Genomic DNA, 20,349 nt, shown 5'->3' with positions numbered 1-20,349 from the left:
CCAACATAAACCTGTTGATATGGGGAATATTTGTTCGTATGATGAATACAATAAGAACAAACGTTCCGATCAGAGGGTGAGCTTATGACAGACAGCATGAAGAAGGGAACGGCATGACCCCGGTTCCTTGGCAAACGCAGGAGGAGGCGGAGCTGATCAAGCAGTACGTGCTGCTCCCCCTGCTGCTCGACGCGCTGGAACGGGACCTGCGCGCTCTGGCATCGGCTTCGCTAAAGCTGCCGCAGGTGTACAAGGGGCTGATCGGTTTGCTGCAGAACGCCGCGACCGCCGATCTGGCCCGGGTACGCCAAAGCATGCGCGAGCATGGATTAAAGGTATTTGAAGAGCGGCGGACGAAGTTTGGAATTGAAGCCCGTTATCTATGCCGAGGCTACACGTACGAATTTTCCATGCTGTGGGGATTGGTTAAGGCGGAGCTGATCAGCCGATTATGCGCCTATCTCGGGATCGACGTAACGAAAGAGGGGATGTTCTCATGAAATCGGAACGCGTAATCATGATGGCGGACTGCCAATCCTTCTACGCCAGCGTGGAGAAAGCCGATCACCCGCAGCACCGGGACCGTCCGCTGATCGTGGCCGGTGATCCGGAACGCCGCTCGGGCATCGTGCTGGCCGCTTGCCCGCGAGCTAAACAGCATGGCGTTACGACGGCGGAGACGCTGGGTACGGCTTTGGCCAAATGCCCGGATCTGGTGGTGATGCGGCCGCGCATGGAGCGCTACATCGCCGTGTCGATGCAGATCACGGGCATCATGAAGCAGTTCACCGACCTGGTGGAGCCGTACAGCATCGACGAGCAGCATCTCGACGTGACCGGCAGCCTGTCGCTGTTCGGCGAGCCGGAGACGCTGGCTCTGATGATTCAGCAAAAAATCCGCCGCGAGACCGGCATCTACAGCCGTTTCGGCATCAGCTACAACAAGGCGGTCAGCAAAATGGCCTGCGATAACTTTGCCAAGAAAAATGCGAACGGCCTGTACGCCTTGCCCCGCGAGGCCGTCCCAGAGGTACTGTGGCCGCTGCCGATCCGGCAAATGCTCATGGTCGGCTCCCGCATGGAGCGCCATCTGCTGCGCATGGGCATCCGTACGATCGGGCAGTTGGCCAACACGCCGCTGGCCCGGCTGCGGCAGCGTTGGGGCGTAAACGGCGAAGTACTCTGGCGGCTGGCCAATGGCATCGACGACTCGCCGGTCGACCCGAGCAGCCATCAGGGGGAGAAGTCGATCGGCCATGAAATGACGCTGCCCCGCGACTATTATTCGCTGGAGGAAACGGCGGTGCCGCTGCTCGAGCTGACCGAGCTCGTCTGCCGCCGGTGCCGGGAAAAGGGCTATATGGGCGGGGTCGTCAGCGTTGGCTGCCGGGGAGCGGATTTTGATCATCCGACCGGGTTTTACCGGCAGATGAAACTGCCCGATCCGACCAACGTGACTAAACAGGTATACGACGGGGTGATGCGGTTGTTTCGCCGTCATTGGGACGGTCAGCCGATCCGTAAGGTCGGAGTCACGTTAACCGGCCTGGTACGGGACGACGAGTACCAGCTGACCCTGTTCGACGAGCGGCCGAGATACCAGGCGCTGGAGCGAGCCACCGACGAAATCAAACGCCGTTACGGAGAATCGGCGATTTTTCGCGCGGTATCGCTGACCGCTGCCGGGCAGGCGCGGGATCGGGCCGGTAAGATTGGAGGGCATTACCGATGAGAGGAAAGCTGTACGGCAACGGATTGTGGGAGTCGTCGCGGATGATGCTGCCGGAGCATAAGGAGGCGATTTTGCGCAGCAACCGCAATCAGGAGCGCAAGGTGCGATCCGTCCTCGACGAGCAGGAGCTCGAGCGGATTTCGCGCGTTCTCGCGGCCTCGTTGCAGACGAAAAAGCCGGTGCGCCTGCGCCTCTTCGGGGAATGGCAGGGACGGGAGGTCCTAGGAACCGTGACGCGAGTCGATCCCGGCGGGCGGCGGGCATGCCTGCGGACCGAAGCCGGCCTAGAATGGATCGCGTTGGCGGACATTGTGGGAGCCGAGGGCGATTAGCCGGATCAACGGCAGGTAAAGTTGCGTAAATCGACGGTAAAGAAATAAGGCTGCTGATTCTGCTCCAGGCGGATCGGGAGCTTTTTTTGTTAACGCCCGGTGAATTCTGTCTTCCGAAGCCGAAAAGCGCAAAGTGCGGGGAAACGTCATTTTTTAGGAAGGAAGTCGCCAACCGAGGTAAGACGGCCCGACGAAAATCCGTCATCGGAAACGACGAAAAAGCGTTGGGCCCAGCCTGGGACCAGGGAAGCTTTTTTGGACACGGGCCGTAACTTTTGCAAATCGCGAAAAACCGCGGAACGACGCGATTTCTAAACAAGACTTTGGTATCATTTTTGTAACCATTATGGAAAAGGGTGTAAAAAATGAGCGAAACCTAGATGAATTTCGCGCGTCTATTATCACGAAATGACCCAGCCGGCAGAAGGATGCCGAAAATCCGTCTCCCCCGGAAAACAGCCCCAGCTGTAAAACACTCCCATTAGCCTAGTTACACGATAGGGGCGCTTGGTTCATGATAAATATGATTTCGAGAAGCGGAGGTGCAAATCGGCCATACTGAATCGTCACACCTGTATAGCTGCATAGAAAGCGGCCGTTCATAAGAACGCCGGGCTCCGCGGGAAATGTCGGCTTCGCGACGGGGGATTCGGTTGTTCGGAACGTGCACGAAAAGAAGAACAGCGAGGTGAAACAAGGGGAAATCCGATGACGACATTAGCGAAAAAAAGGTTGGCAATTGGGCTCGTTCTGGCGGTTGCCTTCATCGCAGGCTGCCTGGTCATGGTGGTTTTAAACTGGCCGCCGCCCCATTACAGCTATGCGGCGGAGGACGGAACCGAGCTGAAGTTCCGCACCGAAGGCGACAAATTTATGGCCTATGACGGAGAAAGCAGCTGGGAGGAGATCTTCGTCAAAGGCGTCAATCTGGGGGCGACGGTACCCGGGCATTTTCCCGGGGAATTTCCGATTACGGAAGACGATTATTTGCGCTGGTTCCGGCAGATTGACGACATGGGCGCAAACGTCATTCGAATTTATACGGTGCATAATCCGGTATTCTACAAGTCTCTGGTCAAGTACAACCGGGACAAGGGGAAGGATCCCCTCTATTTCATTCAGGGCATCTGGTCGCCGGAGGAACAGTTGATCGAGCAGCAGGATGCTTACATTCCGGGGATCAAGGAGGCCTTTCATCGGGAGATCGAAAAAGCGGTCAAAGCCGTTTACGGCGATTTGAAGGCGCCGAAGCAGCCGGGAACGTCGGGCGGGAAGTACACCGCCAATGCCGGTCCTTACCTGATGGCCTGGCATATCGGCACCGAATGGGATCCGGAAATGGTGGACAACACGAATCGCAAGCACACCGATATTCAGCCGTATCAAGGGCAGTATTTTGCGGCGACGGGCGAGGCCAGTCCGTTCGAGAGCTGGCTGGCGGAGCTGGTGGACGATACGGCTCGGCAGGAACGCGCTTACGGATGGGAGCATCCGATCACGTTTACGAACTGGGTGACCACCGACGTGCTGCAGCATCCCGGGGAACCGCTGTTCGAGGAGGATCTCGTGAGCGTTGATGCGACCCATATTCAGCCGGTGGCTTGGGAAGCGGGTTATTTCGCCGCCTATCATGCGTACCCGTATTATCCGGACTTTTTCCATCTGGACGAAACGCTGGAGACGATCCCGGACGGGAACGGAGACTTTAATACTTACAAGGCTTATTTGCAGGAATTGAAGGCTTACCATAAGGACATCCCGGTGATGATTACCGAATACGGCGTTCCTTCTTCGTTGGGTGTCTCCCACCTCGGCCGGGGAGGGCGGAACCAGGGAGGACACAACGAGCGGGAACAGGGGGAGATCAATGTCTCCCTAACGAAGGATATTTACGATACCGGATATGCCGGCGCTATTTTGTTCATGTGGCAGGACGAATGGTTCAAGAAGACATGGAATACGATGCGGTTCGAAATCCCGGAAGATCGGCGCGCCTTCTGGCTCAACGTATTGACCAATGAAAAACAATTCGGGTTGTTGTCGATGGGCCCCGGCAAAGAAGACGACCTTACGATCGACGGCAAGCTGGACGACTGGGAGTCGCTGCCCGAGGGGGAAGTTCAAGCTTGGGATCGTCCGTCGGCTGGGATTGACCGCCTGCAGGTCACGCACGACGAAGCTTACGTCTACGTCGGGCTTCGGCTAAGCGAACCGTTCGATCCGGCCAAGCGGTTGATCCGGCTGGGCGCGAATACGCAACCCGGCGGTAACCAGCCGCAGGTGGAGCTGCCCGGTCGAACGTTGAGCGACGGGCTGGAGGCGATCGTGGCGATCGGGAGCGACGAGGAGACCGAAGTGCTGGCGGCGCCAAGCTACGATTTCCACCGCCGGCTTTACGGGCGGTACGGATATTGGATGCTTGACGATCCGACCGAGGAGCAATCCGTGGCGTTTCAACCCTGGAAGCTGGCGATCAGCTTGACAATGACGCCGCCCGATACCCGCTCCGCCCATCCGTTTCAGGACATGACCGTCGGCAAGCTGATTCGCGGTACAACCGACCCGGAGAGCGCCGATTTCAATTCGCTTGCTTCTTGGCAGTACAGCGGCAGCGAGGTAGAACTGCGCATCCCCTGGATGCTGCTCGGCTTTGCCGATCCCAGTTCGCGACAGGTCATCGACTACCGGCCTTTGAAGGAGGACCGCGCCTTCTCAACGACCGAGACGGACGGCCTGACTCTGGTGCCCTGGATCGTGGAGCGGGGCGAAGCGGAGACGCTGGGCCCAGGGCCCGTAAACGGAAATCCCGGAGAAACCGTCTCTTTGGACGCGTTCCCGAAATACGTATGGCAGCCATGGGAAACCGTGCGGTATTCCGAGCGGCTCAAGTCCGGTTATTACGCCCTGCGGGCGTTCTATCAAAGCTTGCCGGACCGCCGCCCCACGGGAGAATAACCTGGCGCCGAGAGGAGGATACGATGATGGCGGGTCAGCATCTTGGCCTGGCAATTGCCTTTATTTACGTATGCCTGGGGCTGATCGTCATAGGCATGCTGCTCTTGTTCACTATGAAAATTCGATATTTGCGGATCCAACGCAAAACGAAGGAATATCAGCGGAAGCACCAGGATTACTTCCTGTTTCTTCAGGCCCATCTGGGCGATGCGAAGGAGTTGCCGCTGCCGCCCGGCAAGCTTGGGGATTTGGAGCGGCGGGTGATCCAGCAGCGGGTAACCGAGTGGATCGAACAGTTTAAGGGCGATTTGCAACAGCAACTGATCGAGTTATGTTACAACGCCGGCTTCGTGCGGGAAGACCTGAAGCAGCTCGACAGCCTGTTCTATGGCCGGCGAATCGCCGCCGCCTACCGCCTCGGCGGGATGCGGGCGGCGGAAGCGGTGCCGCGGCTGCTGGACATGCTGAAGCATCAGAAGTATGGTCCGCTGAGCATCGTGCTTGCCCGCTCGATCGCCAAAAGCGCGAAACACGAGCAGCAGCTCAGGGATATGCTGGTCCATCTGCTGCGCCACGGCAAGCCGATTCACCACCTCGCCGCCGACATCCTGATGGAAACGCGGCTTGACACCAGCCGGCTTCTGCTCCAACTGCTGAAGGAGGACAACGAGGATCTGGTGAAGGTGGCGCTGGCGGCGATGCGGGGGCAAGAAGGCCCGGAGGAGGCCCCGTCGCCTGGACGATTTGCTTTTGCGCTTGAGAGGAGGGAGACCACTGCTTAGGGATATTTTGCTGATCTACGGCCTGTTCGCGACGTATTACGTCATGACGGTCAACCTGGTTTATTTTTCGATCATGACGTTTTCGTTCCGCCAGATCCTGACGATCTTTCGCCGGGCCGCCTATTCGAAATACAACACATTGTCCGGCTCCGAGCTGGTGCCGCCGGTTTCGCTGCTGGTGCCGGCGTTTAACGAGGAGATTACGGTCATCGAAAACGTCAAATGCCTGCTGACGCTGAATTATCCGACCTATGAAGTCATCGTGATTAACGACGGGTCCAAGGACAATACGCTGGGCGTGCTGCGGGACGAATTCGAGCTGATACCGCTGCCGAATCCGGACATTCGCCACAAGATCGACTGCCAGCCGATTACGGCGGTGTACCATAACCCGAAGTATCCGCATTTGTACGTGATCGACAAACCGAACGGCGGTAAGGCCGATTCGCTGAATGCGGGCATCAACCTGTCGCATTATCCGCTCATCTCTTCGATCGACGCCGATTCGCTGCTCGAGAAGGATGCGCTGATCCGGATGGCCCGCATGTATATGGAGAACCCGGAGGAGACGGTGGCTATCGGCGGCGACGTGCGGATCGCCAACGGCTGCGTCATCGAGAACGGAGCGGTGAAGGAGGTTTCGCTGCCCCGCAAAATCTGGCCGATGTTCCAGGCCACGGAATATCTGAAGGCCTTCCTTGGAGGCCGGATCGGCTGGAGCTCGATCAATGGGCTGATCATCGTGTCGGGCGCGTTCGGCTTGTTCCGCAAGGACTATGTCATCGCGGTCGGCGGCTATCGCGGCGGTTATCCCGGCGAGGACATGAACATCATCATCAAGCTTCACCGCTATATGCTGGAGAACAAGTTGAAATACCGCATCGCGTTTTGTCCCGAGGCGGTGTGCTGGACGCAGGCGCCGGATTCGTACCGGATTTTGTCCAACCAACGCAAGCGCTGGGGCCGCGGCAACCTGAAGAACATGATCGAGAACTACGACATGGCCTTTAATCCGAAATATAAGGTGATGGGGCTTCTGACGATGCCTTACAACATTATTTTCGAAGCGTTGAACCCATATTTCAAAATCACGGGGCTGCTGGCCCTGATCGGGTACACGCTGCTGGACATGACGCATTGGCGGATCCTTGCGGTGTTCTGGCTGATCAATTTCCTCAGCGGTTATGTGCTCAGCATCGGGGCGCTGCTGCTCGAGGAGCTTGCGTTCAAGCGGTTCGACAAGCTGTCGGATTTGTGCAAGTTGCTGTTGTTTTCGGCGTTTAAGTTTTTCGGATACGCGCAGCTCGGAGGACTGTGGCGCATTCAGGGGCATATCCAGTTTCTGCGCAACAACAATTCCTGGGGGACGATGACTCGCCAGAGCTGGCAGGATAAGGGGGAGTCGGCCGCCAAAACGGCGAAGCCGGCCAAATCGGCATAGCTCCGGGCTTCTCCCCTCCCCCCGCTTCGCGGCCGGTGGCCGGAAAGGGGATGATAGACCAAGGAAAGGCTTGGATTGGAATCCAAGAAGTAACCAAACTTACGGATAAACTTTCGGAAGAAGAAAGGCGGGAATGAATGATGTCAAACCTGACGGCACTGCAAAACCAAACGGAACGATCCGGCTTATATGCCGGTATAGAGCAACGCGTGAGGGAAGAGGCCAGCGAGGTGAACGGGTTGCTGTTCATTTATTCCGCAGGCGGTCCCTCTTACGTGACATCCCAAGTGAGGGGAATTCTGGAATCCGAACCGGGACTTCGGTTTGACGTATGGGACGGAGACGAGCCGGGGAGCGTGGCGGTGCTGCTGCCGGGTCTGGCGCTGGATGCCGTCCACTATCAAGGCTTGCGGCTGAAGCAGCAACTGCAGGAGCGCATCGCCGATTATCGTCCGCACTTGGCGCTGGCCAGCTTCTCCTCGCAGGCCGAGATTACGCCTCAACTGCTCAGTCAAATGGAGGAAAAAGCCAAGCAGAACTATTCCGATGACATTCATATTTTTACGAAAGCCGATTTGCTGCTCGTCAAAAGCCGGATTCTGATCGTGGAGGGGGATCCCGCCGTGCGCGAGTTTCTGCAAATTCGGCTGAACATGCAGGGCTATGAGACGATGACGGCCGATAACGGCATCACCGCCCTGGATCTGATCACCGATTGGAGGCCGGATCTGGTGCTGACCGAGCTGAATCTATACGGAATCGACGGTTTGCCTTATATCCATCAAATCCAACAAGCCAGCGGCGGCGAACTGCCGAAAATCGTCGTCCTCACGGAGCAGCGGGTCGAGAAAACGATCAGCTTGTGCTTCCAGAACGGAGTGGACGATTATATCACGAAGCCGTTTTCCCCGGTTGAACTGGACGCCCGGATTCGCCGCTGCATCCAATAATCAGACCGATCAAATACAGACCATAAATGGAGGTAGGAACCTGTGAATAATCATTACCTGAAGCTGATGAATGCGATTGAATCGAAAACCGCCGTATTGGGCGTTGTGGGTCTAGGCTATGTCGGACTGCCGCTGGCGGTCGAAATGGTTAAGCAGGGATTCCGGGTCGTCGGCATCGATCTTGATGCCGCGAAAATCGATAAAATCCACCGCGGGGAATCGTATATCCACGATATCCCGTCCCCAACCTTGGCCGGAGCGATGGCGACAGGCCGGTTTCAGCCGACCACGGATTACGCGAGTTTGTCCGAAATCGACGCGGTCAGCATCTGCGTGCCGACGCCGTTAAGCGAGAATCAGGACCCCGATACCTCCTATATCGTCACCGTGGTGGAGCAGTTGAAACGTTATATGAAAAAGGGAATGCTGATCACGCTGGAAAGCACAACCTATCCGGGGACGACCGAAGAGCTGATCCAGCGGGAGCTGGAAAAGCTGGGGTACACGGCCGGCGAAGATTTCTTCCTCTGCTTTTCGCCGGAGCGGGTCGATCCGTCCAATTCGAAATTCAATACCTACAACACCCCGAAGGTGATCGGAGGAACAACGAAGGCTTGCCTGGATTTGGGGACAGCGCTGTATTCCCGTTATGTCCAGACGGTCGTACCGGTTTCTTCGCCCAAGGTGGCGGAAATGTCCAAGCTGCTGGAGAACACGTTCCGCAGCGTCAACATCGCTTTTGTCAACGAAATGGCTATGATGTGCGACCGAATGGGCATCGACATTTGGGAAGTGATCGACGCGGCGAAAACCAAGCCGTTCGGGTTTATGCCGTTTTATCCGGGCCCCGGCATCGGGGGGCACTGCATTCCGCTTGACCCGATGTACCTGAGCTGGAAAGCGAAGGGCTTCCGCTTCTACAGCCAGTTCATCGAGCTGGCGCAGTCGACCAACGATAACATGCCTTATTATGTCGTCAATAAGACATCCAAAATCATGAACGAATACGCCAAATCGATCAAGAAGTCCCGCATCCTCATTCTCGGCATGGCTTACAAGCCCGATATCGCCGACCTGCGCGAATCGCCGGGACTGTCCGTGTACGAGCTGTTTAAGGACAGCGGAGCCAAAGTGGACTATTACGACCCGTATGCGGCAAGCTTCCGCGAAAAATCCGGCGGCGTGGTGCACAGCGTCGCTTACGAGCTCGACAAGTTCAGAACTTACGATTGCATCGTGCTGGTGACCAATCACAGCAATTTCGATTACGAGGGGATCGCCCGCCTCGGCGTGCCGATCGTCGATACGCGCAACGCATTCCGCGATTATCCGCTGCCGCATGTTTATAAGATTGGCCACTCCGTTGCGCAGATGAACGAAGGATCCACGGCGTTAAGCGTAGGTTAAAAGGACAAACGGCCTTGAGGTTGAGAACGCCGGTTTTCGTCCGCCTTCGGGCGTTTTCGGGAAGCAAGAAGCGGCCGACCTTGCTTGCGCTCGGCGGGATGCTGATGACGGCTTTGCTTGTTTTAGTGGCTTTGATCCGGCCATCGGGTTCGCAAGCGAAAGCGACGTGGATCTGGGAGACCGCGGTCATCGAAAAGCAACCCGGCGAGCTGCTGGAATTTGCCGGCCAACAGGGCGTGGACACCCTCTTCCTGCAAATCGGCGGCGGGGTGAAGCGGGAGAGTTACCGCAGCTTCATCCGGGCCGCCGCCCAAGGCGGCATCCGGGTCCATGCCTTAAACGGCCATCCGGATTGGGCGCTGCGGGAACACCGGAACGAAGCCGAGGAATTTCTGAAGTGGGTGATCGACTTCAACCGGGAAGCGAAGGCCGAAGAGCGGTTTGCGGGCGTGCAACTGGACGTCGAGCCGTATTTGCTGGACCGCTGGCAGACGGATCGGGAGGCGGTAGTGGAGCAGTGGGTGGAGAGCGTCCGCGCCTGGACGGAGGAAGCGGAATATAACGGTCTTGCGATCGGCGCGGCCGTTCCGTTCTGGCTGGACCAGATCGACCACCCGAGCGGGACCCTGGAGCTGCCGCTGGGCGATTGGATGGTAGCCCGATTCGATTATTTGGCGATTATGGCCTACCGGGATGCCGCGGGCCGCATCTATGAAATCTCGCAGCGCACGCTGAATGAAGCGGATCGGCAAAACAAGCGGGTATGGGTCGGCGTTGAGCTGGGCGAAAGCGGGGAAGGGCCCGGCGTCTCTTTTCACGAACGGCCGCTAGCTTCGCTGAACCGGGAGCTGAACCGGTTGGAGGAGCTGGGAAGAAAACACGACTCGTTTGCCGGGATTGCCGTTCACAGCTATGAGGCTTGGAATCGGAAGCTTCGCGGGCCTTAAAACCCGAAGGCTGTCCCATAGATAAAGACGGGGCAGTCTTCTTGCTATGTTGCGGGACGAGGCCCCGGACTATTGGGACAGCCTTCTCCATTTTTGCTATAATATAAGCAACTGCGTTTTGAGGAAATGGAGCGATTGTCATGATTCTACATAAAGGCGAAATCTTGTTCCGGCAAGGAGACGACGGTTCATATTTGTACCACATCAAAAGCGGGCTGTTTAAAGTCACGCGTTTGCATGAGAACGGAAACATGGTCTTGTTCAATATCTTGTACCCGGGGGAAACGGTACCCCATCACTCCCTGATCACCCCGAAAGAGGTGCACGGGACAGCGATCGCCTTGATGCGCAGTGAGGTGGAGGCCATCCCCGCGCAGGTATGGTACCGCGAGCTTCAGGAGGACCCGAAGAAACCGCTGGAGGTCGCGCAGCTCCTGCAGGAGAAGGTGCGCTTCATGCAAGAGCGGCTTGACCATTTGACGGTTGGCACGCCGGCCGAACGGCTGGGGCTGCTGACGAAATGGCTGGGCCAGCACGCCCATGGCGTGCCGCTGACCGACTATTTGACCCAGGAAGAAATCGGCCAGTTGATCGGCGTGCGGCGCGAAACGGTCAACCGGCTGCTGCGCGGCCATGGCCACGAACGGGCCTAAATCTAAGCACATGACCAAACGCGGACAACGGGAGATTCCCCGTGTCCGCGTTTTTTTGTGTTCCGGCGGCGCAATGCGCATTAGCGGCTAAGCGTATCTTCCAGGCTGTCCGCCGGTCCGAAAAATTCAAAGTGAATCCGTTCGTCCGGTACGCCCCAATCCTTTAAGGCGCGGCGAACCGCCTTCATGAACGGAACCGGGCCGCAGAAATAAAAGTCGCTGTCGGCGGTCGCGACCGATCTCAGCCAAGGCAGGTCGATGTAGCCGATTTTGTCGCAGCTTTCGCCAGCTTGCGGCGTTTCGTAGACGGTGTAGGAACGCAGATTGCCGTGCGTCCGCGCGAGCTCGGCAATAGGCTCCTTCATCGCGTGATATTTGGCGCTGCGGGCGGCGTGGATATAGACGATCTCCCGCTGGGCTCCGCTTTGCAGCGCCGTTTCCAGCATGCTGACCATCGGCGTGAGGCCGACCCCGCCGCTTAGCAGCACAAGCGGAAGGTCCCGCGTTTGATCCAGCGTAAAGTCCCCGGCCGGCGCGCTAAGTTCCAGGACGTCGCCTTCGCCGATACGGGTATGCAAATAGGTCGATACGAGGCCCGCCGGACGATCCTCGACGGCGTCTTCCCGTTTCACCGATATCCGGTAATACGGCTGCCCCGGTGCCGTGGACAAGCTGTAATGGCGCAGATGGGTAAACTCCTGGCCTTCCGGCTTCACGCGGACGGTAATATATTGCCCCGGCGCATAAGAGGCGATCTCTTTACCGTCCTCCGGCTTCAGGTAGAACGAGGTGATGACATCGCTCTCCTGGACTTTTCGATCGACGATAAAGCGGCGGAATCCGCGCCAACCGCCTTTTTTCTCCTCCGCCTCACGGTACATTTCGGCTTCCACACGGATAAACACATCGGCAATCACGCCGTAGGCTTTACCCCAGGCCTCGAGAATCTCTTCGGTCGCGGCGTCTCCGAGCACCGTTTTGATGGCCGCCAGCAGGTTCTCGCCGACGATCGGGTAATGCTCGGGCTGGATCCCCAGCGCCCGATGCTTCTGGGCAATGCCGCGGACGACCGGTAGAATCTCTTCCAGACGGTCGATGTGCGCGGCGGCGGCGTAAACCGCGTTGGCCAGCGCCGTAGGTTGTTTTCCTTGGCGCTGATTGGCGTGGTTAAATACGTTCAGCAGCTCGGGATGATTTTTGAACATCGTCTGATAGAAGGTTTTCGTAATCGTTTGTCCATGGACTTCCAGAACCGGTACGGTAGATTTGATGATCTCGATTGTTTTGGCGTCAAGCATCGGTAAACCCTCTTTCCTGGAAATTTCGTTCCATCTCAGTATAGGGAGCGTCCGAATGCAAAAAGGTGACTTCTGTCACATTGAAAGTTGCCAAAGTGTGAACTGTTACTAAAATGCAATGACAAGTATCACATTATCCGTCGAAAAATTAAAAAGCTTGGAGGCTGTCCCGTGCAGTCATGATTTGAAATGTGGTATAATATAAATAGAAGAAATTCCAACAGAAAGGATCAGGATACCATGTGTCCCCGAAGGACGAAATCCCAAAGGACGATTTGGAAACGTTGTGATCTCTCTTATACTTAGCTCCTTTCGTAGATAGTCGGTAACTCGGCGACAAACCTACGAAAGAAGCGTGAAATCATGCGAAGGATGAACTCCTCCTGGATCTTCTCCGTAGAGTGTTGCCGGATGGTCAACCATACTACGATAAGAGGGGTTCCAAATGAGGACAAAAGCAAAAAGGCACACCTACGTCACTCGATTATTGACGATGTTGGCAGGGTCCGGTTTATTGGCGTTTACGTATTACCACATCAATTTTCAGAACGGATTGTCGGAAGGCGGATTTGTCGGCTTGGCGCTGCTGGGCAAATATCTGTTTGACCTGCCTCCGGCATTGACCGTGATTGCGCTGGATTTGCCGATCGTACTGCTCGCCTGGTGGCTGAAAGGCCATAAGTTCGTGGTGAATACGATTGTGGCCTCCTTGACGTTTTCGCTGGTTTACGAGCTGTGCGAGCAATACTCGCCGCTGACGATGAACCTGCATGGCAATCTGCCGTTGGCCGCGTTATTGTCGGGTCTTCTCACCGGGTTCGGGGCGGGGCTCGTGCTGCGGGCAGGCGGAGCGAGCGGCGGGGACGATATTTTGTCGATGCTGCTAAGCCAGTGGTCCGGCATAAAAATCGGTACGATGTTTATCATCATGGATGCGGTCGTGCTGACGGTCTCCTTGTTATATTTACCATTCAAAGAAACGATGTTTACGATACTGGCGGTGCTGATCGCCGGCAAAATGATTACCTGGACCGTCCATTACGGACAGGGACAGCTGACGCCGATGCGTCTGCCTTACCCGATGAAAGAGAAAACGGCTCGAGCCTGAGGCTCGGGCCGTTTTCTTGTGAGGTGCGCCCGGTCCATGGTTAGGAAGGAGGAAAGCCCTCTTGGTCACCCGGTTCTGCGCTAGTTGGAAATCCTCCACTTCATCCGCCGAAAACCAGGGATATCGACCTGATTTGATGTGCTTTTTCCACTTAGTGAACTTAGCGCTGTAGCCTGACTAACCTGACTAACCTGACTAACCTGACGCAACCTCACTAACCTCACTAACCTGGCCAGCTTTCGCTCCCGCCCGGAAGCCTAACGAGGTTCCCGAACAAACCGCTTCATGCTCACATGAATTTTTTAGGGATCAGGATCTCCAGGATCCTTGCTGTCTGCGGATCAGCACGATTTGTCCCGCGTGGTAGGCGTCATGCAGCATCCAACGGGATAGCTGTTGTCCGAACGACTCGTTCGTATCCGCGTAAGGCGCTTCCAGGTCGCTACCGGATAAAGAGGCGATCGTTTCGCGCAATTCCAGCTGAATCCGCTTTGTTTCGGCCAGCGTATCCGCCCAGGCGGCTTCTCCCTGCATCCCTCCGGTACCGGCGAAGCTCTCTTCGTTGGTTTCGACGCTAACGCCCGGATCAATCCCTTTCAGGCGGCTGAGTATCCGCCCGTTGTAATAATTGAGGTGATTGACGGTTTGCCAGATCGTATTGCCGCCTCCCGGCGGAGCCCATACGGCTTGCTCGGCGGTCACGCCCGCCAAGGCTGTCGCCAATGGGACGATCCATTCCTCTACTTCCCAAGTGTCGTCTTTTTGCAGTACCAGTAAATCCACGGCGCTTAAAGCCATCCCATTTCCTCCTTGTCATTGTAACTGGTTAATCACGGGTTAAAGGGTTACAATGGTATTGTAGCAGAAATAATGATAAATGTAACCACTAAAATATTGATTAGGTAGTTACAAATTTGGGGGCATTGGAGTTGGAGACTTTATGGAGCGATTTCCTTAATAGCGAGTGGCATGATTGGCGGGGGAGCGGACGCAGCGAAGACCGGATGGAGCAGCCGGCTTGGCAGGAGCGTTTCCTTAGCGACTGGCAGTTGGCCGCTCCTGTACCGATGCCTGCGAAGGAAGTTCCGGCGATGCGCCGTTTTCGGGAGAACTTGCACGCGTTGGCGGTTAAATTGGCGGAGGGAGGCGCTATGGGGGAGGAGGATTGGCACCTTCTCAATGCGCATTTGGAGCTTGGTGCGGTGAAGCGCCGTTTGAGCGGGGAATCGGGGGACGTCCGCCTGGAATATGTACCCGTGACGGAGGATTGGCGCCAAGTGCGGGCGGAGATCGCCGCAAGCTTCGGCCAAATGCTGCTTGAGGGAGAGACGGGAAGGATTCGCGTATGCGACAATCCCGATTGCCGCTGGATTTTTTACGACGAGACGCGAAACCGGACGAAGAAATACTGCGATGATAAGATGTGCGGCAATTTGATGAAGGTACGGCGGTTCCGGGCCCGCAAAAAAGCCGGAACGGAGCGGGGCGCGGAATAAACAACGATCATGGGAAAAAGATCAAGGCTGCCGGATCGGCAGCCTTTTTTGCGATATAGCGTCGTTATTCGTTCAAGTCCTCGAAAAGATAGAGATACTCCCCGTACCCTTCCTTCTCCAGATCGGCTTTCGGCACGAAGCGGAGCGCCGCGGAATTGATACAGTACCTTAGGCCCGTCGGTTCCGGTCCGTCCTCGAAAACATGGCCGAGATGGGAATCTCCCAGCCGGCTGCGTACTTCGGTGCGGATCATGAAATGGCTGGTATCGGTTTTTTCTTTGATGTGATAGCTGCGCAAAGGGCGCGTGAAGCTGGGCCAGCCGCAGCCGGCATCGTATTTGTCACGGGAGCTGAACAACGGCTCGCCGGAAACGACGTCGACATAAATGCCCTCTTCCTCATGATCCCAATACTCGCCGGTAAACGGTCGCTCGGTGGCGTTATTTTGCGTCACTTCGTATTGTATCGGCGTCAGCCGGCGTTTCAGTTCCTCGCGATCGGCAGGGCCGGACCAGTGGCGCTCCAGGAAATCCTCACGGCCGGAGCCTTTGCGGTACAGCTTGTAGTGCCCCGGATTTTTCTTATGGTATTGCTGATGGTATTCCTCGGCGGGATAAAAGGGGGCCGCCGGCAGAATCGGCGTGACGATCGGCTTGTCAAAGCGGCCGCTTTGCGCAAGCTCCCGCTTGGATGCCTCCGCTTCCTGACGCTGCTCTTCATCATGGTAAAAAATCGCGGTGCGGTACGATTCGCCGCGGTCATGGAATTGGCCGCCTTCGTCCGTAGGGTCGATTTGCTGCCAATACAGCTCCAGCAGCTTGCGGTAAGGAAACACGGCCGGGTCGTAAGTGATCTGTACGGCTTCGTAGTGGCCGGTATGTCCGGCGCAAACCTGCTCATAGGTAGGATTAACCGTATGACCGCCGGTATATCCGGAAATGATGCCGCGAATGCCGGGCAGCTCTTCGAATGGCGATACCATGCACCAGAAGCAGCCGCCGGCAAAAGTGGCCAGTTTGACATGGGGATTTGACGCTGGACTCATTGTGATCCCTCCGTTTCGCTCCTTATTATAACTTGTTTTGGCGCCAAACCCAAAACGTCGGATAAAAGGCTGGTGCTCTCCCTGAGTACGTGCTATAATTATTCCATTAAACATGCATGGTTCCCAAAGGGGAGTAGCTGCTACAATAAAGTCGTCATTACGGGAGTTATACATACCCCCGGCTTTATTGGCAACGAACTGTTGTTAGCGAGACCTTTGCCCGTAGCGAGTATTGGGTAAAGGTCTTTTTTGATGCAATCATTGCGTCGTGCCCAATACGGACACGGCGTATTTTTTTTGGATCACCGATGGGGATTCTTCCCGTAGTCCCAGCCGCATGAATTGTCCGCAGGCCAGATAGACTACATTTAGGACTGCCGCGGCCAATCGCAAGGCGGTTTATCCAAAAAGAAGGGGTCCGCTGCATGGAACATTAGAAAGGGGAGAGAACATGGATTTATTTTCGCCGGAATTTTGGATGGCCTTATTATCCATCGTCCTGATTGACCTTGTCCTAGCCGGGGATAATGCCATCGTTATCGGGCTTGCAGCTCGAAACGTACCGCAGCGGGATCAGAAGAAAGTGATTATTTGGGGGACCGTGGGCGCGATCGTGATCCGGGTGATCATGACTTTGCTCGTCGTGCAGTTGCTGAACATTCCGGGCTTGCGGCTGGCCGGCGGTCTTGCGCTGATCTGGATTGCTTATAAATTGCTGGTCGAGGAGAAGAACCACGAAATTAAAGCGGGGAACCAGATGTTGGCCGCCATCCGCACGATCATCATCGCCGATGCCATGATGGGCCTCGATAACGTGCTCGCCGTTGCCGGTGCCGCTCACGGGGACTTCTTGCTGGTTATTATCGGCCTGGCCTTATCCGTACCGATCATGGTTTGGGGCAGCACGATGATTCTGAAGCTGACCGAACGCTTTCCGATCGTTATCACAATCGGGGCCGCCGTGCTGGCCTGGACTTCAGCCAAGATGATCGTAGAAGAGCCGCTGATCCACGACTGGTTCGCCAGCCCTTGGGTCAAATACGGATTCGAGATTCTCGTCATCGTAGCCGTTGTGTTGCTTGGCACTCAAATGAAGAAGCGTAAAGCGCGCCTTCACCAAACTGTGGCGCAAACGAATGGAAGCTAAAGACTGAATAAATGAACAACGCCGCGGGCGGCCAACTTCACGGGCTGCTGCGGCGTTGTTTGCATTCCTGCGCTAGGTGCCGTTGTCTCGGGCGGTTTGCCGGAATTGCTTCGGCGACATCCCAAACCGCTTGCGGAATACTTTATGGAAATAGTTATAGCTCGGGAAGCCCGAGCTTTCCGCAACATGCTCGAGCGACAAAGGGCTGAAGATGATCCGCTCGCGCGCCATGTTCAAACGTACTTCCAGCAAGTACTGTATCATGCTGGTGCCGAACGCCTGCTTAAACAGATGCACCGCCCGCGAAACGCTGATGCCGACTTGAGTGGCCGCATCCTCCAGCTTAAAAGGAGCGGACGCGTTCTCTTCGATATAATTTTTCAGGCGGTGGGCAAGATAGGTAGGATATGCAGGCTGCGGCTGCTCCAGCAGATTCCTATCGATCTCCAGGCATAGGATTTTCAAGTAATACTCCGATATTTCCGGGGTCGGATTGGAGATGCGGCGCTGCTCCAGCATGATCTGCCGGAAGGCTCCGACGATCCCCTCGGACAAGGGGACCTTCAAGCGGTGGGGAAGCGGCCGACGATTCCACCAGGCCTTGATCCATTCCCCGGATAAAAAAATATAGTAATCTCCGCTGGAAACTGCCGTTTCGCCCGAGCCGTTCGGTTCGGCTTCGATTTTGAGCTCATAGGGGTCCCCCGGGGCAAACAGTAGCAAATCGCCGGGCTCCAGCAGCTCCAACCGGCCGTTTAGCCGTGAACGGCATCTGCCTAACGTTTGCAGGCGAATCAAATAATTCTCGTGCCCGTCCAATTGCGTCGTGTGGAACGGCTTGCGGTGCAATGAATAGCCGGCATGCAGAATTTGCAGGTTTGCATCTTCTTTCATAGCTGTCCTCCATAGGGTTTTCGAAAAAAATGACCAGATTGTTCATGTTTCAATCACATTATTCATTTTACAACGGAGCGTTTTGAAATACCATGGTACATGGAAAGCGCAGCTTGCCCGACTAACATCGGCTTGGAACCTGTGTCATTTGAGGCAATGCGAGGTGGAGGTCATTTGCGCTGATCAAGCAACGTCCGGAGAGGTGCGAGAACGGACGGAACAATTCGGAATTGAAAACGCATTCGCCGATTGATCAATGATGCAATAGCTTAGCTGTACCCACTACAAAGGAGAGGTGAACGAAAAATGACGCAGATCGGTTTGCAGTTGTATACGGTAAGAGAGCACTTGGAACGGGATTTTGAGGGAACGCTGCGGAAAGTGGCGGAGCTTGGCTATCAAGGCGTGGAATTTGCCGGATTCTACGATCGCTCGGCAGAGCAAGTGCAGGAAATTTTGCGGGAAACGGGATTGACGGCGATCGGCGCGCATACCCCGTACAACCGGTTGAAGGAAGCGTTGGAAGAGGAACTGACATTTAATAAAGCGATCGGCAGCCGTTATATCGTCGTTCCGTACTTGGCGGAGGAAGACCGCAACCGCTGGCCGGAAGTCATCGAAGATTTGAAAAAGTTCGGCGAGCGCTGCAAAGAGGAAGATTTGGTGCTTTGCTATCATAATCATGATTTTGAGCTGACGTTGCAGCTTGACGGCAAGCCGGTGCTTGACGCGATTTACGAGCAAGTACCCGAGTCCTTGCTGCAGGTTGAGCTCGACTCCTGCTGGGTTCGCTTCGCCGGAGCCGATCCGCTGGAATATATCGCTACATACCGGGGGCGTCTTCCTTTGGTGCACTGGAAGGACCTGGTCAAGAAGGCGGACGGTTCGCCGGATACGGTCGAGCTCGGCCGCGGGGAGATCGCGATCACGGAGATTGGCGATGCCGCGATTGCTGCGGGGGCCAAGTGGCTGATCGTCGAGCAGGACCATTGCGCAGGAGATTCGTTGGAAAGCATTAAAACGAGCATGGAGTGGGTTCGTGCCTACGCGGAAAAGGGAGGAAAAATTCATGTCTAAAACGTTGAAAGTAGCGATCGTCGGCTGCGGCGGGATTGCGAACGGAAAACACTTGCCGAGCCTGGCTCAGCAGCCGGAGGTGGAAATGGTCGCGTTCTGCGATATCATCGAGGAGCGCGCAGCCAAAGCCGCCGCGCAATACGGTGCGGAGGGAGCCAAGGTGTACACCGATTTCCGTCAGCTGCTGGCGGAAAGCAACGCCGAAGTCGTGCATGTCTGCACGCCGAACGATTCGCATGCCGAAATCACGGTCGCTTCGCTGGAATCCGGCCGCCATGTCATGTGCGAGAAACCGATGGCCAAAACGGCCGAGCAGGCCCGCCAAATGCTGGATGCCGCCAAACGCACAGGCAAGAAGCTGACGATCGCTTACCAGAACCGTTTCCGCAGCGACAGCTTGTACTTGAAGGAGCTGTGCGAAAATGGCGAGCTGGGCGACATTTATCTTGGCAAGGCGCTGGCGCTTCGCCGCCGGGCGGTGCCGACGTGGGGCGTGTTCCTGGACGAGGAGAAGCAAGGCGGCGGTCCGTTGATCGACATCGGCACCCACGCATTGGACCTCACCTTGTGGCTGATGAACAATTACGAGCCGAAGAGCGTCACCGGATCCGTCTTCCACAAGCTCGGCAGCCGCGAGAATGCGGCTAACGCGTTCGGGCCCTGGAATCCCGAGGAGTTCAAAGTGGAGGACTCCGCCTTTGGCTTCATTACGATGAAAAACGGCGCGACGATTATCCTCGAATCGAGCTGGGCGCTGAACGTCGTAGATATCGGTGAAGCCAAAACACTGCTGTGCGGGACCGAAGGCGGGGCGGATATGACGAACGGCTTGCGCATCAACGGAGAGAAAATGAGCCGCTTGTATGAAACGAAGATCGACCTGGGTTCGGGCGGAGTGGCCTTCTTCGAAGGCAAGCAGGAAACCGATGCCACGCGCGAAGCGAGAGCCTGGGTGCAGGCGGTTCTCGAGGATAAGGAGCCGCTCGTGAAACCGGAGCAAGCGCTCGTCGTCACGGAAATCCTGGAAGCCATTTACGAGTCGGCGAGAACCGGAAAAACGGTTTATTTTGATTAATTACGGGAGG

19 protein-coding genes are annotated in these 20,349 nt (G+C 56.2%); 15 read left to right on the top strand and 4 right to left on the bottom strand.

The annotated features are described in order from the left end of the window. The first annotated feature begins 113 nt into the window (after positions 1–113). The 10 genes from ACZF99_RS15765 (at position 114) to ACZF99_RS15720 (ending at position 11,199) form a co-directional block, all read left to right on the top strand. Positions 114–500, top strand: a complete 387-nt coding sequence (locus tag ACZF99_RS15765) for a YhjD family protein (RefSeq protein WP_483606038.1) — start codon at positions 114–116, stop codon at positions 498–500. Continuing rightward, positions 497–1,732 (top strand): DNA polymerase IV, encoded by a 1,236-nt coding sequence (locus ACZF99_RS15760; RefSeq protein ID WP_483606037.1) that lies wholly within the window; start codon positions 497–499, stop codon positions 1,730–1,732. Before ACZF99_RS15765 ends, ACZF99_RS15760 begins: the two co-directional genes overlap by 4 nt. Further along, positions 1,729–2,064, top strand: a complete 336-nt coding sequence (locus tag ACZF99_RS15755) for a YolD-like family protein (RefSeq protein WP_483606036.1) — start codon at positions 1,729–1,731, stop codon at positions 2,062–2,064. Before ACZF99_RS15760 ends, ACZF99_RS15755 begins: the two co-directional genes overlap by 4 nt. Positions 2,065–2,772: 708 nt before the next feature. Continuing rightward, complete coding sequence (locus tag ACZF99_RS15750; RefSeq protein WP_483606035.1) at positions 2,773–5,019, top strand: hypothetical protein; 2,247 nt, start codon at positions 2,773–2,775, stop codon at positions 5,017–5,019. 26 nt (positions 5,020–5,045) lie between these two features. Further along, on the top strand, positions 5,046–5,801 hold the full coding sequence (locus ACZF99_RS15745; RefSeq protein ID WP_483606034.1) for a hypothetical protein: 756 nt from the start codon (positions 5,046–5,048) through the stop codon (positions 5,799–5,801). 43 nt (positions 5,802–5,844) lie between these two features. Continuing rightward, positions 5,845–7,242, top strand: a complete 1,398-nt coding sequence (locus ACZF99_RS15740; protein WP_483612769.1) for a glycosyltransferase family 2 protein — start codon at positions 5,845–5,847, stop codon at positions 7,240–7,242. Between the two features lie 140 nt (positions 7,243–7,382). After that, positions 7,383–8,192, top strand: a complete 810-nt coding sequence (locus tag ACZF99_RS15735) for a response regulator transcription factor (RefSeq protein ID WP_483606033.1) — start codon at positions 7,383–7,385, stop codon at positions 8,190–8,192. A 66-nt stretch (positions 8,193–8,258) separates the two neighbouring features. Next, positions 8,259–9,599: a nucleotide sugar dehydrogenase gene (locus ACZF99_RS15730; RefSeq protein WP_483612767.1), complete on the top strand. Its 1,341-nt coding sequence runs from the start codon at positions 8,259–8,261 to the stop codon at positions 9,597–9,599. Positions 9,600–9,619: 20 nt separating this feature from the next. After that, the gene (locus ACZF99_RS15725; protein WP_483606032.1) at positions 9,620–10,546 is read left to right on the top strand and encodes a hypothetical protein; all 927 of its coding nucleotides are present in this window, start codon (positions 9,620–9,622) and stop codon (positions 10,544–10,546) included. A 140-nt stretch (positions 10,547–10,686) separates the two neighbouring features. Continuing rightward, positions 10,687–11,199: a Crp/Fnr family transcriptional regulator gene (locus ACZF99_RS15720; RefSeq protein ID WP_483606031.1), complete on the top strand. Its 513-nt coding sequence runs from the start codon at positions 10,687–10,689 to the stop codon at positions 11,197–11,199. 80 nt (positions 11,200–11,279) lie between these two features. Here the strand turns inward: ACZF99_RS15720 and hmpA are convergent, their stop codons facing one another. After that, entirely contained in the window at positions 11,280–12,497 is a 1,218-nt protein-coding gene (gene hmpA, locus ACZF99_RS15715; RefSeq protein WP_483606030.1) for an NO-inducible flavohemoprotein, read from the bottom strand. 445 nt (positions 12,498–12,942) lie between these two features. Between hmpA and ACZF99_RS15710 the strand changes: the two genes are divergently transcribed. Beyond that, positions 12,943–13,605, top strand: a complete 663-nt coding sequence (locus ACZF99_RS15710; protein WP_483606029.1) for a YitT family protein — start codon at positions 12,943–12,945, stop codon at positions 13,603–13,605. A gap of 309 nt (positions 13,606–13,914) precedes the next feature. Here ACZF99_RS15710 and ACZF99_RS15705 read toward each other — a convergent pair whose 3' ends face one another. Next, positions 13,915–14,403, bottom strand: coding sequence for a DinB family protein (locus ACZF99_RS15705; RefSeq protein ID WP_483606028.1), 489 nt, complete (start codon positions 14,401–14,403; stop codon positions 13,915–13,917). A gap of 131 nt (positions 14,404–14,534) precedes the next feature. On the opposite strand from ACZF99_RS15705, the gene ACZF99_RS15700 reads away from it, so the two are divergent. Next, entirely contained in the window at positions 14,535–15,101 is a 567-nt protein-coding gene (locus tag ACZF99_RS15700) for a CGNR zinc finger domain-containing protein (RefSeq protein ID WP_483606027.1), read from the top strand. A 64-nt stretch (positions 15,102–15,165) separates the two neighbouring features. Here ACZF99_RS15700 and msrA read toward each other — a convergent pair whose 3' ends face one another. Then, entirely contained in the window at positions 15,166–16,146 is a 981-nt protein-coding gene (msrA, locus tag ACZF99_RS15695) for a peptide-methionine (S)-S-oxide reductase MsrA (protein WP_483606026.1), read from the bottom strand. Between the two features lie 451 nt (positions 16,147–16,597). Here msrA and ACZF99_RS15690 point away from each other — a divergent pair, with 451 nt between their 5' ends. Continuing rightward, the gene (locus ACZF99_RS15690; RefSeq protein ID WP_483606025.1) at positions 16,598–17,293 is read left to right on the top strand and encodes a TerC family protein; all 696 of its coding nucleotides are present in this window, start codon (positions 16,598–16,600) and stop codon (positions 17,291–17,293) included. Positions 17,294–17,365: 72 nt separating this feature from the next. Here ACZF99_RS15690 and ACZF99_RS15685 read toward each other — a convergent pair whose 3' ends face one another. Further along, positions 17,366–18,187: an AraC family transcriptional regulator gene (locus tag ACZF99_RS15685; protein WP_483606024.1), complete on the bottom strand. Its 822-nt coding sequence runs from the start codon at positions 18,185–18,187 to the stop codon at positions 17,366–17,368. A 306-nt stretch (positions 18,188–18,493) separates the two neighbouring features. Here ACZF99_RS15685 and ACZF99_RS15680 point away from each other — a divergent pair, with 306 nt between their 5' ends. Both ACZF99_RS15680 and ACZF99_RS15675 read left to right on the top strand, forming a co-directional pair. Then, positions 18,494–19,264, top strand: a complete 771-nt coding sequence (locus ACZF99_RS15680) for a sugar phosphate isomerase/epimerase family protein (protein WP_483606023.1) — start codon at positions 18,494–18,496, stop codon at positions 19,262–19,264. After that, positions 19,257–20,339, top strand: a complete 1,083-nt coding sequence (locus tag ACZF99_RS15675; RefSeq protein WP_483606022.1) for a Gfo/Idh/MocA family protein — start codon at positions 19,257–19,259, stop codon at positions 20,337–20,339. Before ACZF99_RS15680 ends, ACZF99_RS15675 begins: the two co-directional genes overlap by 8 nt. The last annotated feature ends 10 nt before the right edge of the window (positions 20,340–20,349 follow it).

This window comes from Paenibacillus sp. JL3B1040 (genome assembly GCF_057063165.1).
This window is presented reverse-complemented; position numbering and strand designations above follow the sequence as displayed.